Origin of the sequence: Pseudomonas sp. URMO17WK12:I6, assembly GCF_003253625.1 — a bacterium.
Classification (GTDB): domain Bacteria; phylum Pseudomonadota; class Gammaproteobacteria; order Pseudomonadales; family Pseudomonadaceae; genus Aquipseudomonas.
The window spans coordinates 90512-106500 of record NZ_QKYZ01000008.1 but is presented as its reverse complement, the minus strand read 5'-3'; the positions used below and the strand labels follow the sequence as shown (position 1 = coordinate 106500).

The following is a 15989-nucleotide window of genomic DNA, read 5'->3' as shown; positions in this document are numbered from 1 at the left end:
TGCCTTTTTGAGATGGGTGATCGATTTTGAAGATATTAGTCGCAACGCCCGGCGCTGGCTAAAGTCATCACAGGAATAAAAGGAAGCCGTGTCGATGAATGTGCTGGAGTTATTGAGCCAATGGCCGTGGGGTGTGGTGGATTGGTTGGTGATCGGATTGGGTGTTGCCCTGGCCTACATCGTGTTCGGCATTGCCGGTTTTGGCACCGCGCTGGTGGCGGGGCCGATTCTGATTCTGTTCATGCCACTGTCGAAAATCGTGCCGCTGTTGGTGCTGCTGGATTTCGTCGCCGCGTTCGGCAATCTGCTGCCCTCGCGTCGAGATGTAGAGCGGTCCGAATTGCTGCGACTGCTGCCGTGCATGGCGGTGGGTTGCACGTTGGGGGTGATTTTTCTGCTGAACCTGAAATCCGATGTGTTGCTGCTGTTGATGGGGCTGTTTATCAGCGCCTATGCGATTTACAGCCTGTGGATCAAAACCCGTCCGACACGATTATCCGCCGGGTGGGCGGTGCCGATGGGCACGGTGGGCGGGATGTTCGGGGCGCTGTTTGGCAGTGGCGGCTTTCTATATGCGATCTATTTGAACAGTCGGTTACCCAAGGACGAGGCTCGGGCCACCCAGAGTGCGTTGATCAGTTGCAGCACCGTGGTGTGTTTGAGCCTGTTTGCCGTCGCCGGTGTGTATGCCGAGCTACCCTTGTTGGTATTGGCGCTGTGTTTGTTGCCGGCGATGGCGCTGGGGCTGTGGATCGGTCGGCGATTGATCATGAAGTTGTCCCGCGAGGCTTTCGTGCGGTTGGTGACCTGGCTGGTGCTGGCCAGCGGGATTGCCTTGATCGGGCGTTATTTGAGCACTTGACCAGATTTCGTCAGGGATTAAGCTGCCGGCCGCCCTGACAATCGGCGCACCGCAGCAACATCCCTTTGACGCAGTAGGCTTGCACCATGAATTCGCAAAGCATCATCGTCCCGAAAATCTCCACACTGCCGGTACACGAACCCCGGGCCCGGGCGGTCGTGCGGTGGCTGGTGCGCAAGAACATTATTAAAGAAGAGCTGACCACCTGTGGCCGCACCGGCAATCACATGGCCCACGCCATCGCCGACGGCGCTCGCGCCGTGGTCCTGCACCCTGAAGCGCTGCCATTCGGCGAGCCGATCAATGGGCTGGAGGTCATCACCAAGCGTTGCATCTATACACCGGCCAAGGGTTTTCTCGAAGAAGCCGGCTGCGCCGAGTGCCGCAAGGAGATCGGCGAAGCGCTGTTCGAAAGCCTGGAAGACTGGATGCCGGGGCGCACCGATAACTTCACCTGCCCTGAGTGCGGGCATGAGGACGACATCAACGGCTTTCTGTTTTTGCAGGAATGCGGCTTTTCCAACCTGGGGTTCATCTTCAACAATTGGCTCGAGGCCGGGTTCAAGCAGGACTTTATCGATGAGTTTGCCGATTGGCTGGATCAGCCCGTGAGTTGGGTCAAAGTCGAACTCTAAATGCCGGCGTTGGTCCCCTATGGGGGACAATGTTTCTCCGTATGTCAGTAATGCCAATAATAGACAGAGTTTTACATTGAACCCGAGGGGGTGTCTGACTATAATGGCGCGCTTCCATTTTCCCGCTCGGGAGCCCCCGCGATGCTGCGTATCAGCCAAGAAGCTCTGACATTCGACGACATTCTCCTAGTGCCCGGTTATTCCGAGGTGCTTCCTAACGAAGTCAGTCTCAAGACCCGCCTTACCCGTGGCATCGAGCTGAATATTCCACTGGTTTCCGCCGCTATGGACACCGTTACTGAAGCCCGTCTGGCAATCGCCATGGCTCAGGAAGGTGGCATCGGCATCATCCACAAGAACATGACCATCGAGCAGCAAGCTGCCGAAGTGCGCAAGGTCAAGCGTTACGAAGCCGGTGTGGTCAAGGACCCGATCACCATCGAGGCCGATGCCACGGTGCGTGAACTGTTCGAACTGACCCGCCTGCACAATATCTCCGGCGTTCCGGTACTACACGATGGCGACCTGGTCGGCATCGTCACTTCCCGTGACGTGCGTTTCGAAAACCGCATGGACGTCAGCGTCCGTGAAGTGATGACGCCTAAAGAGCGTCTGGTCACGGTCAAGGAAGGCGCCAACAAGAACGATGTGCGTGAATTGCTGCACAAGCACCGCATCGAGCGCGTGCTGATCGTCGACGACAAATTTGCCCTCAAAGGCATGATGACCGTCAACGACATCGAAAAAGCCAAGGCTTATCCGCTGGCCAGCAAGGACGATCAAGGTCGTCTGCGCGTTGGCGCCGCGGTCGGCACCGGTAAAGACACCGGTGACCGTGTAGCTGCCCTGGTCCATGCTGGTGTTGACGTGGTGGTGGTCGACACTGCCCACGGTCACTCCAAAGGTGTGATCGACCGCGTTCGCTGGGTCAAGCAGAACTTCCCTGAAGTGCAGGTCATCGGCGGCAACATCGCCACCGGCGCTGCCGCCAAGGCCCTGGCCGAAGCCGGCGCTGACGCAGTCAAGGTCGGTATCGGCCCAGGCTCGATCTGCACCACCCGTATCGTCGCCGGTGTCGGCGTCCCGCAAATCAGTGCCATCGCCAACGTCGCCGCTGCCCTTGAAGGCACCGGTGTTCCGTTGATCGCCGACGGCGGCATCCGTTTCTCCGGTGACCTGTCCAAGGCCATCGTGGCGGGCGCCTCCTGCGTGATGATGGGCTCGATGTTCGCCGGTACTGAAGAAGCGCCAGGCGAGATCGAACTGTTCCAGGGCCGTTCGTACAAGGCTTATCGCGGCATGGGTTCGCTGGGCGCCATGTCCCAGGCTCAAGGTTCCTCCGACCGTTACTTCCAGGACTCCTCCGCGGGTGCCGAGAAGCTGGTTCCGGAAGGTATCGAAGGGCGTGTTCCTTACAAGGGCACCCTGAGCGCCATCATCCATCAACTGATGGGCGGCCTGCGTTCCTCGATGGGTTACACCGGCAGCGCCGACATCGAAGAAATGCGCACCAAGCCTGAGTTCGTGCGGATCACCGGCGCTGGCATGGCCGAGTCCCACGTCCACGACGTACAGATCACCAAAGAAGCGCCAAACTACCGCGTAGGTTGAGGCTTCAAGCAAATCGTTAAGCAACCGGGGCTGTTCTATTCAGCCCCGAGTTGTTTCTGAATTACTTAGACGAGACTGAATCATGGCCCTCGACATTCACGCTCACCGCATCCTGATCCTCGACTTCGGTTCCCAGTACACCCAACTGATCGCCCGCCGCGTGCGTGAAATCGGTGTTTACTGCGAACTGCATCCGTTCGACATGGACGAGGAAGCCATTCGCGAATTCGCTCCAAAAGGTGTGATCCTCGCCGGCGGCCCCGAGTCCGTGCACGAAGCTGACAGCCCTCGCTGCCCGCAAGCGGTGTTTGACCTGGGCGTGCCAGTCTTCGGTATCTGCTATGGCATGCAGACCATGGCCGAGCAACTGGGCGGCAAGGTTGAAGGTTCCGACCTGCGTGAGTTCGGTTACGCCCGTGTCGACGTGGTCGGCAAGAGCCGCCTGCTCGACGGCATCGAAGACCATATCGACGCTGATGGCCTGTTCGGCCTCGACGTATGGATGAGCCACGGTGACAAGGTCACCAAGATGCCGGAAGACTTCCACATCCTGGCCAGCACCCCGAGCTGCCCGATTGCCGGCATGTTCAACGATGACCGTGCCTACTACGGCGTGCAGTTCCACCCGGAAGTGACCCACACCAAGCAGGGCGGTCGCATCCTGTCGCGCTTCATCCTCGACATCTGTGGCTGTGAAGCCCTGTGGACGCCGTCGAAGATTGCCGAAGACGCCATCGCCCAGGTCCGTGCCCAGGTTGGCACCGACAACGTACTGCTCGGTCTGTCCGGCGGCGTGGACTCCTCGGTGGTTGCCGCGCTGCTGCACAAGGCCATTGGCGATCAGCTGACCTGCGTATTCGTCGACAACGGCCTGCTGCGTCTGCACGAAGGCGAGCAAGTGATGGCCATGTTCGCCGAGAACATGGGCGTCAAAGTGATCCGCGCCAACGCCGAGGACCAGTTCCTCAACAACTTGGCTGGCGAGTCCGATCCAGAGAAGAAGCGCAAGATCATCGGCCGTACCTTCATCGACGTGTTCGATGCCGAATCCTGCAAGCTGGACAACATCAAGTACCTGGCCCAGGGCACCATCTACCCGGACGTGATCGAGTCGGCTGGCGCGAAAAGCGGCAAGGCGCACGTGATCAAGTCGCACCACAATGTGGGTGGCCTGCCGGAAGAAATGAACCTCAAGCTGGTTGAACCGCTGCGCGAGCTGTTCAAGGACGAAGTCCGTCGTTTGGGCCTGGAACTCGGCCTGCCGTACGACATGGTCTACCGTCACCCGTTCCCGGGTCCGGGCCTGGGCGTGCGGATCCTCGGTGAAGTGAAGAAGGAATACGCCGACCTGCTGCGTCGTGCCGACCACATCTTCATCGAAGAACTGCGCAAGGCCGACTGGTACCACAAGGTCAGCCAGGCGTTCGTAGTGTTCCAGCCGGTGAAATCGGTTGGCGTTGTCGGCGATGGCCGTCGTTACGCCTGGGTCGTTGCCCTGCGTGCCGTGGAAACCATCGACTTCATGACCGCGCGTTGGGCACACCTGCCTTACGAACTGCTGGAAACCGTCAGCGGTCGTATCATCAATGAAATCGAAGGCATCTCCCGCGTCACCTATGACGTGTCGAGCAAGCCGCCAGCGACGATTGAGTGGGAGTGATCCCGCTCTGACTGATCGTCGGTAACAACCGAAAGGCCCCGTGAATGTGAGTTCACGGGGCCTTTCGCGTTTCACGGTGCGGTGTTTCCCTACACTGGCAAGCGTCCTTCGAGTTTCATGCCCATGCCGGTGAGCGCATGGGAAAGGCTGATCAGGTTGGGGTAAGGTTTTTGATGGATGTCAGTCCAGGCGGGGCGATTGACCAGGTATTGCCCATCGGCCGTTCGTTCAACCAGAGTCTCTGTGATCAGGCCGGTTCTGCTGCGATGGACCAATGTCCAGGTTCCGTCAGATTCCTTGAAAGTGAACATTCCCTGGCGGAACAGCAGTTGAGCGATTTCGTCCGGGGTTCGTTGCAGCATGGGCATCGGTACTTGCAGGTTGATATCGGCATACAAGGTGTCGAAATCTCCATGAAAGTTAACGGGGGGCGGGCTGGCATTGCGGCCCACCTCTATGCCGTGGTCTATCTCTATATGCAGGCTGCGCTCGGGAAGTACTTCCTCGATACGCAAGCCGATACCGCCATTCATTTCACTGAGGCCGGCAATGCCTCTAAAGGTATTGGTGTTTTCCTGGCCCGTCAGCACGACCCATTTACCTGATCTGCCAAGCGCTTCATTGGCACGCATGATCGTGGTGGTGAGGTAGTTTTTAATGGATTGTTCCTGAACATCAATGAGGGACGATTCTGGATATCGGTAACTTGCCAGGCAATCGGTCGACTGGATCCGGATACCGTTCTCGCGAGCCACCTTGACGACCTCAAGAGGGGTGAACTGCCCGGCAGGATCGCTTTGTAACTGTTTCAAATACTTTTCGAGCATGCCGTCCATCTTTGCGCCTCTGCCGAAAATATTCAGGTCCATTTGATTGAAGTCATTGAGCAAGCGATGCATATAGATCGTCTTGACGCCTTGCCTGGCCAACGTCTGCATGTTCTCGATGAGGAACCGCATGCTGGCAATACGATCCTGGCTTTCTCCAATCACTAATCCCGGCGAAGCATCGAATATTTCCTGAATGAGTTCCGGGACAGTCATCGACGGCGTGATGACGGGTTGTACCGGGCGTGTCGGCAATGAGGCAAAAAAGTTTTCTTTGGAGAAGAAAGCACGAGCATCTCTCAATAGAGCTGTGCGATGTCCCGCGACGAACTCTTCATAGGGTGTCACCCCTTGTATGCGTCCGTTGGGAAGGTTGATTATTTTTATGTGCGTTTCTTTCTTACCTAGCCCCAGGAAGTTGAGCGACCGCCCATTGGAGGTGTCGTACTTCGTCGAGGGCACGCTAAATGATTCCGGTGGTCGGACATGGTCGGGAAACCGGGAAGGACCCGGAACAGCGGCGAGGTCGTCGTTGCCACCACCCTTCAAACCGGATTTGGGCGTCAACTCCCACTCGCCATCGGCGTTCAAACGCACGGGGATCGATCCTGAGGACGCGTGAGGGTTTGCCGGGTCGATGATGGCCCAGGTGCCGCCGCCGTTGATGTCGGTTTCGTAACGCACGTAATAGGCTGCGTCGTTCATCATGATGGCAGTCGAGGGGTTGGAGTTGAGCGAGTAGATGCCCTGGAACTTGCCGCTGGTGGCAAGTGGCGCCTCACTTTCCAGAATCTCGTTACTTTGCCAGTGCTCCGGTACTTCAAGGTTCTGTGCCGGCGCCGGTTTCAGGGGGATGAACTCTGGAAGTTGAGTGGTTGCGCGCCCTGAACCGTCGGACAACTCCTGTTCTTGCGTACCGATCGGTTCGGCAGGATTGTTGGCCTCCCGCAGCCTGGCCATTTCGGCGGCTTCGGCGGCCTCGGCCGAAGCGCCGACCTCTTCCAGAACATCGACCTCCTTGAGCAGCGGAAGGTTGAACAGAAGGTTGATGCCAGCCAGCACGGCGCCTTTTACGCCGGCCTTGCGCTCCGCTACCGTTTTGCCGTTCACGGCCTTGTCGATGTTCAAGCCCATTGAGGCGATGCTGGCGCCAATCACCGGCAGTGCAATCGGCCAGCCGAGCAGCGCCAGCGGCCCGAAGACGTGCAGGCCGGCGCTCAGGTAACCCAGCCACATGCCTTTACGCAGTTGTCCGTTGGTTACCAGAGACAGATCGGCCTCTTGCGACATTGCGCTCTGCACATTACGGCTCAACCAGGAGAACGCGTCACCACTGATGGTGATGTTTTTTTGATTGATCAGATGGTGATCGTATTTGCCCCACGTGCCCACCAACTGGTTCATCAGGGGCGTAATGTTGTCGTGGATCTCCTGACGCACCGACAGCGGGAAGTGAGTCATGAACTCGGTATAACGCGCGTCATCGTTCATTTGCAGCAGGATCCACCAGTGCATGTCCGTCAACGTCGGGTGCACGTGAAACGCTTCTGTGGCCCCCGGGACATAGGTGATTTGCCGTCCGCTACCGTCATCGATACGCAGAATATCCGTGGCGACATGCCCTGCGACGTCCAGGGCGCACACCCGCAGATCTGCTGGTGCAGAGGTTTGCGCACGCAAGGTCTCCAGGGAGATCGGCCAGCATTTGTCAGCGGCGACGGCTCGGATGACGATTTGGAACTCTTCCTCCTGCAGCGCACCGTTTTCCCGTGCCTGGACGGCTTTACTCAGATAGTTGCATTTCGCCAAGGTCCGGTAGTCATCGAAATGCGCGCTCCAGTAGGCGTTCAGCTTGTCCCGGTAACGGTCACTGAAGGTCTCGTGCCAGAAATCCTTGAGCACTGCGCTGGGGTACATCCGGACTTCGTTGGTTTCGTTGTAAATGCTGGCGGTTGCGTCGGCGGTGTAAAACCCGCCGTAACAGTCCAGCTGATCGAAATAGTCCTGATCAGTGACGTAGTACCGATGAATCACCAGCTGCGTCAGGGTCATTGACTGACTGGGTTTAGGGTAGTGCTCCCAACCCAGGAAGGTCTGGGTGCTGCTGGCCGTGACATTGCCAAAGCGATGCCACCAGACCTGATCCGGGTCCAGGCCGGTAATGCCGTGTTTTTTCAGGATTTCAGTGGCCATCACATGGGCTTCTTCGTGCAAATCGGGACAGGCAGTCACGATGACGGGTGCGATGGTCCGCAGGTGCTGTTTGTCTGCGGTATCGGGCAGCGTTTCACTTGTTTGATCGGTAGGCATGTTCTCGCTCCTTGAGAAATGGGCTGAGAGGATTGCCCATTTGCTCAAGGGAAGTGCACTACATAGTTATGTACAAACACGATTCTGGAACGTGTAGGGTCAGCGCCGTGCCACATCCGAAAAGTAGAACTTGTCGAGGGTATGCCGCGATTCGGTGTACTCGAACTGGCGGCCGTCCTGCAGGAACGTCTGGTTACTGACCACGATCACATGGCTCTGGCCGTCGAGGTCCAGGTGTTGCTGGTCATCCTTGCTCCGGGGCACCGCTTCGATGGTGCGTTGGGCGTAAGCGATTTGCAGTTGCAGGGTCTGTTCGATGAAGGCGTAGATCGACTGCTCGGCAATGTCGCGGGTCAGGCCGGGAATCACGTCGCTGACGAAATGGTTGATGTCGAGGATCACCCGTTTGCCGTCGATCCGCCGTACACGCTTGATCCGCGTGATCAAGCTGCCTTCAGCCGCCTTGATGTGTTCGAGCAGCGGGCCTTCGAGGGGAATCTGGGTGAATTCGACCACTTCGGTGCTGACGTCGTTGCCCAGTCGCGGGTAGGTTTCCTGGAAGCTGACGATGCCGCCGAGCTGAAACTCGATCGGGTTGGTGGACAGCACGAAGGTGCCTTTGCCGTGGACTTTCTGGGCGAAACCGCGCTCCTGCAATTGCTCGATGGCCTTGCGCACGGTGCCGCGACTGGCCTGGTAGCTGTCCATCAATTCGGTTTCGGAAGGCAATCGGGCGCCGCGTTCCAGACGTTCGGTGGTAATGCTGGCAAGCAGATCGCTGTAGATCTGGTTGTATTTACTCATGGGGATGGCTCTGTGCCGCGTTGTGCTCAAGGTTTTGAACCTTAAGGGCAGGGTAGGGGTTTGTCCATGCGGCTTTGGGTTTCTTTGACTTAGGGGGTAGGAAATATCGCCGCCTGTCGGGTTCAGGATAAACAAAATCAAACTCGTCTGTACGAGTTGTTGCTTTAACTCGTACAGACGAGTATTTTTCGCTTCGGCGTGCTGCCAATAACAAAAAACTACAGCGGAAGAACAAGCATGAGCCATGACTATCCGAACATCGTCACCGAGCTGCTGCACAGCCTCGGTGGCAGCGACAACCTCGAGCAGGCCGCGCACTGTGTCACACGGCTGCGCCTGGCCCTCAAGGACCCGAGCCTGGTCGACAGCGCCACGCTGAACCGGATCGATCTGGTCAAGGGTTCGTTCTATACCGGCGGCCTGTTCCAGGTGGTGATCGGCCCTGGCGAAGTGGAAAAGGTCTACGCCGAGCTGCGCCGACAGACCGGTCTCGCCGTCTCGACCATCGCCGACGTCAAACAGAAAAGCGCCGACAAGATCAACGCCATGCAGCGACTGGTGCGGGTGTTTTCCGACGTATTCATGCCGATTCTCCCGGCGCTGATCATTGCCGGCCTGCTGATGGGCATCAACAACCTGATCGGCGCCAAGGGCATGTTCATCGAGGGCAAGACCCTGCTGGACGCCTATCCGACGCTGGACGGGCTCTGGAGCCTGATCAACCTGATGGCCAACACGTCCTTCGTGTTCCTCCCGGCGCTGGTGGGCTGGTCGGCGGCCAAGCGCTTTGGCGGCAGCGAAATCCTCGGCATTGTGCTCGGCCTGATGCTGGTGCACCCGGATCTGCTCAACGCCTGGAACTACGGCAAGGCAGTCGCAGGTCTCGACGGCCAGAGCCTGCCGTACTTCGACATCCTCGGTTTGTTCCAGATCGAAAAGGTCGGCTATCAGGGGCAGATCCTGCCGATCCTGCTGGCGGCCTACGTGATGAGCGTCATCGAAAAATGGCTGCGGGCGCGGGTGCCGAACGCGGTGCAATTGCTGGTGGTGCCGATCACCACCATCGTGGTCACCGGCGTGCTGGCACTGGCCGTGATCGGCCCGGTGACCCGGCATCTGGGGATTCTCATCACCGAAGGCGTCGTCACTCTGTTCGACCTGGCGCCCATGGTCGGTGGCGCGATTTTCGGTCTGCTCTACGCACCGCTGGTGATCACCGGCATGCACCACATGTTTCTCGCGGTCGACTTGCAACTGATCTCCACCCAGGGCGGTACCTTCATCTGGCCGATGATCGTCATGTCCAACCTCGCCCAAGGCAGCGCGGCACTGGCGGTGTTCTACATGACCCGCAGTGTGCGGGACAAAAGCATGGCCTCGACCTCGGCGATTTCTGCCTACTTCGGCATCACCGAACCGGCCATGTTCGGGGTCAACCTGCGCTACAAGTTTCCGTTCTATGCCGCCCTGATCGGTTCGGCCCTGGGCTGCATCTTCCTGTCGCTGAACAAGGTCCAGGCTTCGGCAATCGGCGTCGGTGGCTTGCCTGGCTTCATCTCGATCATTCCGCAGTTCATTCCGATGTTCGTGGTCGGGATGGTGATTGCCATGGTCGTGCCGTTTGTTTTGACCTGCGGGTTGAGCATGAAGATTGTCCGGCCCGGGTATCGGGTCGCCTGATAGATCGCATTCGCCAGTACCTATTCAAAAAGGAATCCGCCATGCAAGACTGGCAACGTTCGGTGATCTACCAGATCTACCCGAAGAGTTTTCACAGCCACGCCGGCAACCCCACGGGGGATTTGCTCGGCGTCGTGGCCAAGCTCGATTACCTGCACTGGCTGGGTGTCGATTGCCTGTGGATTACGCCGTTCCTGCGTTCGCCCCAGCGTGACAACGGTTACGACATCAGCGATTACTACGCCATCGACCCGAGTTACGGGACCATGGCTGACTGCGAGTTGCTGATTGCCGAAGCCGCCAAGCGCGGGATCAAGCTGATGCTCGACATCGTGGTCAACCACACCTCGATCGAACACACCTGGTTCCAGCAGGCCCGCAGCAGCCTCGATAGCCCTTACCGCGACTTCTATATCTGGCGCGACCAGCCGAACAACTGGGAATCCAAGTTCGGCGGTTCGGCCTGGGAGTACGAAGCCCAGACCGGCCAGTATTACCTGCACTTGTTCGACCACACGCAGGCCGACCTGAACTGGGACAACCCCAGGGTGCGCGCTGAAGTCTTCAAGATGATGCGATTCTGGCGCGACAAAGGCGTGGGCGGTTTCCGTCTGGATGTGATCAACCTGATTTCCAAACCGGCGGATTTCCCTGAGGACAACACTGACGGTCGACGCTTTTACACCGATGGCCCGAACGTCCACGAGTACTTGCAGCAGATGCACCGCGAAGTGTTCGAAGGTCATGACCTGATCAACGTCGGCGAGATGTCGTCCACCAGTCTGGAACACTGCATTCGCTACTCGCGGCCGGAGTCGAAAGAGCTGTCGATGACCTTCAACTTTCATCACTTGAAGGTTGATTACCCGAACCTGCAAAAGTGGATTCGCGCCGATTTCGATTTCCTCGAACTCAAGCGCATCCTCTCCGACTGGCAGACCGGCATGCAGGCCGGCGGTGGCTGGAACGCGCTGTTCTGGTGTAACCACGACCAGCCACGGGTGGTTTCGCGGTTTGGTGATGACGGCGAGCATCGGGTGGTGTCGGCGAAGATGCTCGGCACCGCGCTGCATTTCCTCCAGGGCACGCCGTTTGTGTATCAAGGCGAAGAGCTGGGCATGACCAATCCGGGGTTCGATCACATCGATCAGTACCGCGATGTCGAGACTCTGAACATCTTCCGGCTCAAGCGCGAGGCCGGTGCCAGCGACGCCGACAACATGGCGGCGATCATGCAGAAGTCCCGGGACAACAGTCGCACGCCGATGCACTGGAGCGCCGAGCCGAACGCTGGTTTCAGCGCTGTCGAACCGTGGATCGGGGTGCCGGCCAATGCCGCGCAAATCAACGTCGCCCACCAACTCGACGACCCGGACTCGGTGCTGCATCACTACCGTCTGCTGATTGCCCTGCGCCGCAGTGAAGCGCTGATGTCCGATGGTGTGTACCGACAGTTGTTGCCTGAACACACGCAAATCTGGGCGTACGTGCGTGAAGGCAATGGTGAGCGTTTGCTGGTGCTGAATAACTTTTATGGCACACCGTGCGAAGTTGAACTGCCGCCGGAGGTGATCAGCGAAGCGATGGCACAACGTCTGGTGATCAGCAATTACCCGGACTGTCCGCCACAACATCGGCAGGTCTTTTTACGGCCCTATGAGTCGTTCGTTCTGCACCTGACCAACATTTAAAAACACTGTTTCGAACAACACGCAGAACACTGCGCGGGGGAGTTTTGCGCGCCGGTTTTGCTGCATCACACAATAAAAATAATGAGGTGGTTCTTGAAAACAACAATAAATCGCAGTCTTGTAGCGGCGGGCATGTGCCTGGCATTACCACTGTCAGCCCAGGCGCTGGAATTCGCCGGTTACTTGCGCAGCGGCGTCGGGACCTCGGTTAACAGCGGTAAACAGCAGTGTTTCCAGCTACCGGGAGCGCAGACCAAATACCGCTTGGGTAACGAGTGTGAGCAGTACGCTGAACTTGAATTGCGCCAGGATCTGTACACCCTGGACGATGGTTCGGTGCTCAGCGTCGACGGCATGGCATCGCTGTATAACCAGTACGACAAGGACCTGACGTTCAACGGTGACAACGGCTCGGTGCGCATGCCGCAGATGTACGCGCAATGGTCGAACATGCCCAGCCTCAATGGTGGTTCGCTGTGGGCCGGTCGGCGTTACTACAAACGGAATGACATCCATATTTCCGACTTTTACTACTGGAACCAGAGCGCCACCGGCGGCGGTATCGAGGACGTGCTGATCGGCGATCTGAAGTACAGCTACGCCTTCTCGCGCAAGGACAACCTGTACCAGAAGGACTACATCAACCGTCACGATTTCAACGTCGCCGGCTTCAACACCAACCCCGGCGGTGAGTTGGAGTTCGGCTTGAGCTACATCGACAAGCCCGACAGCCGCGACGCTCACCGTGGCTGGGCGATCACCACCCAGCATGTGCAGAAGGGCTTTCTGGGCGGCAAGAACAAACTGGCCTTTCAGTACGGCGAAGGCCCCGGCACGGGGTTGGGCTATACCGGTAACGTGAAGCTGGACGACAGCAGTAAAAGTTATCGCGTGGTGGAGTTCTTCGACTGGCAAGTGACGCCGCGCTTCGGCGGGCAGGTCGAGGCGGTTTATCAGAAGGACATTCGCCCCGACGGCGCTGACCAGAACTGGATTTCCCTCGGGATTCGCCCGGCCTATGCGATCACCGAGCAAATCAAACTGGTGACCGAACTGGGCCACGATCAGGTCGAGGCCACAGGCGGCACGCGCAAACTGAGCAAGTTCACCATCGCTCCGACCTGGTCACCCAAGGGCCCGGAATTCTGGGCGCGCCCCGAGGTGCGTCTGTATTACACCTATGCCAGCTGGAACGAGGCGGCCAAACGGGCGGCCAATGAACTGGCGGCAGGTTCGGCGTTATCCGACACCGGTGCCTTCGGCACGGCGCGGCATGGTTCGAACGTCGGATTGCAGGTCGAGTATTGGTGGAAATAAGCGATGCTGTCGGGGCCTCGCGCTCCATCGGCACTTCAAAGAACAAAACAGCAGGTGACGTCATGGCCACACCCCAACAATTGCAACTGCTGGCACCCTTGTCCGGCGTGCTGATGCCGCTGGACCAGGTGCCCGATCAGGTGTTTTCCAGTCGCGTGATCGGTGACGGTCTGTGCATCGACCCGACCTCGTCCACCTTGTGCGCACCGCTGGCTGGAGTGATCAGCAATGTGCAGGCCAGCGGGCATGCCGTCAGCATCACCGACGACAACGGCGTGCAGGTGTTGATGCACATTGGCCTCGACACTGTGAACCTGGCTGGCAAGGGCTTCACCCGGTTGGTGGAGGAAGGTCAGCGGGTTGAGGTGGGGCAGGCGCTGATCGAGTTCGATGCCGATTACATTGCCTTGAACGCCCGCAGTTTGTTGACCTTGATGCTGGTGGTCAGCGGCGAGCCGTTTACCTGGCTGGCCCCTGAAACGGGGGTGGTGCAAAACGGTCAGCCGTTGCTGAGCTTGAATCCGTCTGAAGTAGTGGCCGATGAGCCGGCGGAGGGCGAGGCACTGTTCTCAAAACCGCTGACGCTGCCCAATCTCAATGGCTTGCACGCCCGCCCTGCGGCGGTGTTTGCCCAGGCGGCGAAAGGTTTTTCGGCGAGTATTTGTTTGCATAAACAGCAGGACAGCGCGAACGCCAAATCCCTGGTGGCGATCATGGCGTTGCAGACCGCTCACGGCGACATCGTGCAAGTCAGCGCGGCGGGCGCGGATGCCGAAGTGGCGATCAAGACCCTGGTCGAGTTGTTGGCCGCCGGGTGCGGAGAAGCCGTGACGGTGATGGCAGAGGTTGAAACGGTTGCGGCTGATGCTTCATCGCTGAAGGTGCTGCGCGGCGTCTGTGCATCGGCGGGGTCGGCGTTTGGTCAGGTGGTGCAGATCGCGCAGCAGACCCTTGAAGTCATTGAATCCGGTCGGGGCGCGCAAGTTGAGCGCGAGCACCTGTCCCAGGCGTTGGCGACGGCGGTCCTGGACCTGCAGCAGTTGCGTGACCAGGCCACGGGGGACGCCCAGGCAGATATCTTCAAGGCGCATCAGGAACTGCTCGAAGACCCAAGCCTGCTGGATCAGGCCCTGGCACTGATCGACGCCGGCAAAAGCGCCGGTTTCGCCTGGCGGGCGGCCACAGAGTCGACGGCTACCTTGTTCAAAAAACTGGGCAATGCCTTGCTGGCCGAACGGGCAGCGGATTTGGCCGACGTTGGTCAACGGGTGCTCAAGTTGATTCTCGGCGTAGAGGATCAAGCGATGGAGTTGCCGGAAGGGGCGATTCTGATTGCCGAGCAACTGACGCCCTCCCAGACCGCTGGCCTGGACACGCGCAAGGTGCTGGGGTTCGCGACGGTCGGCGGTGGCGCCACCAGCCACGTGGCGATTCTCGCCCGGGCCTTCGGCTTGCCGGCGATCTGCGGTTTGCCGGTTCAGGTGCTGGCACTGGCCAATGGCACCCGGGTTTTGCTCGATGCCGACCAGGGCGAGTTGCAGCTGGATCCCGAGCTGGCCGCCATCGAGCAGTTGCAAGCCAATCGTCAGCGACAAAAGAAACGCCGGCAATATGAATTGGAAAATGCCGCGCTGGCTGCCTGTACCCGCGATGGTCATCACGTTGAAATCACCGCCAACATCGCTTCGCTGGCCGAAGCCGAACAGGCCATGACACTGGGCGGCGAAGGCGTCGGTCTGTTGCGTTCGGAGTTTCTTTATCTGGATCGCAACCATGCACCGAGCCATGACGAGCAAGCGTCCACCTACAGCGCTATCGCTCGAGCATTGGGGCCAGCGCGCAGTCTGGTGGTGCGGACCTTGGATGTCGGCGGCGATAAACCATTGGCCTACGTGCCGATGGACCGCGAAACCAACCCGTTCCTGGGCATGCGCGGCATTCGTTTGTGTCTGGAGCGTCCGCAGCTGTTGCGCGATCAGTTCAAGGCGATCCTGAGCAGTGCCGGGTTGGCTCGGCTGCACATCATGTTGCCGATGGTCACGCAATTGTCGGAGTTGCGGCTGGCCCGTCAGCTGCTTGAAGAGGAAGCGCTGGCAGCAGGGCTCACGGAACTGCCGAAACTGGGGATCATGATCGAAGTGCCGGCAGCGGCGCTGATGGCGGATCTGTTTGCGCCCGAGGTGGATTTCTTCTCCATTGGCACCAACGACCTGACCCAATACACCCTGGCCATGGACCGCGATCACCCGCGACTGGCCAGTCAGGCGGATAGCTTTCATCCATCGGTGCTGCGCTTGATCGCCGGTACAGTGAAAGCTGCCCATGCCCATGGCAAATGGGTCGGTGTGTGCGGTGCCTTGGCTTCGGAACATCTGGCGGTGCCGTTGTTGCTGGGGCTTGGCGTGGATGAGTTGTCGGTGAGCGTGCCGCTGATTCCGGCGATCAAGGCGGCGGTTCGCGAAGTGGACCTGCTGGACTGTCAGGCCATCGCCCAGCAAGTGCTGGGGCTGGAAAGTGCCGAGCAGGTACGCGAGGCATTGCGGCTGCACCACGAGGCGACGGTCGATACTTCACTGGTTCTGGAGAACTGAG

10 protein-coding genes are annotated in these 15989 nt (G+C 58.9%); 8 read left to right on the top strand and 2 right to left on the bottom strand.

Going from position 1 to position 15989, the window contains the following annotated elements; all coding sequences use genetic code 11:
• Positions 1-94 precede the first annotated feature (94 nt).
• The 4 genes from F475_RS16245 (at position 95) to guaA (ending at position 4768) form a co-directional block, all read left to right on the top strand.
• A complete protein-coding gene (locus F475_RS16245) occupies positions 95-862 on the top strand; it encodes a sulfite exporter TauE/SafE family protein (protein WP_111454296.1) in 768 nt (255 codons plus the stop codon).
• Positions 863-948: 86 nt separating this feature from the next.
• Positions 949-1497, top strand: a complete 549-nt coding sequence (locus F475_RS16240; protein ID WP_111454295.1) for a sugar ABC transporter ATPase — start codon at positions 949-951, stop codon at positions 1495-1497.
• Between the two features lie 141 nt (positions 1498-1638).
• Entirely contained in the window at positions 1639-3108 is a 1470-nt protein-coding gene (guaB, locus tag F475_RS16235) for an IMP dehydrogenase (protein WP_018927050.1), read from the top strand.
• An 82-nt stretch (positions 3109-3190) separates the two neighbouring features.
• The gene (gene guaA, locus F475_RS16230) at positions 3191-4768 is read left to right on the top strand and encodes a glutamine-hydrolyzing GMP synthase (RefSeq protein ID WP_018927049.1); all 1578 of its coding nucleotides are present in this window, start codon (positions 3191-3193) and stop codon (positions 4766-4768) included.
• An 89-nt stretch (positions 4769-4857) separates the two neighbouring features.
• Here guaA and F475_RS16225 read toward each other — a convergent pair whose 3' ends face one another.
• Both F475_RS16225 and treR read right to left on the bottom strand, forming a co-directional pair.
• Positions 4858-7905, bottom strand: a complete 3048-nt coding sequence (locus F475_RS16225) for a membrane-targeted effector domain-containing toxin (RefSeq protein WP_111454294.1) — start codon at positions 7903-7905, stop codon at positions 4858-4860.
• Positions 7906-8004: 99 nt separating this feature from the next.
• A complete protein-coding gene (gene treR / locus F475_RS16220) occupies positions 8005-8709 on the bottom strand; it encodes a trehalose operon repressor (RefSeq protein WP_111454293.1) in 705 nt (234 codons plus the stop codon).
• Positions 8710-8946: 237 nt separating this feature from the next.
• Here treR and treP point away from each other — a divergent pair, with 237 nt between their 5' ends.
• The 4 genes from treP (at position 8947) to ptsP (ending at position 15988) form a co-directional block, all read left to right on the top strand.
• The gene (treP, locus tag F475_RS16215; RefSeq protein WP_111454292.1) at positions 8947-10389 is read left to right on the top strand and encodes a PTS system trehalose-specific EIIBC component; all 1443 of its coding nucleotides are present in this window, start codon (positions 8947-8949) and stop codon (positions 10387-10389) included.
• Positions 10390-10430: 41 nt separating this feature from the next.
• The gene (gene treC, locus F475_RS16210) at positions 10431-12080 is read left to right on the top strand and encodes an alpha,alpha-phosphotrehalase (RefSeq protein ID WP_111454291.1); all 1650 of its coding nucleotides are present in this window, start codon (positions 10431-10433) and stop codon (positions 12078-12080) included.
• Between the two features lie 93 nt (positions 12081-12173).
• Positions 12174-13397, top strand: a complete 1224-nt coding sequence (locus F475_RS16205) for a carbohydrate porin (protein ID WP_111454290.1) — start codon at positions 12174-12176, stop codon at positions 13395-13397.
• Between the two features lie 62 nt (positions 13398-13459).
• Entirely contained in the window at positions 13460-15988 is a 2529-nt protein-coding gene (gene ptsP, locus F475_RS16200) for a phosphoenolpyruvate--protein phosphotransferase (protein ID WP_111454289.1), read from the top strand.
• Position 15989 lies beyond the last annotated feature (1 nt).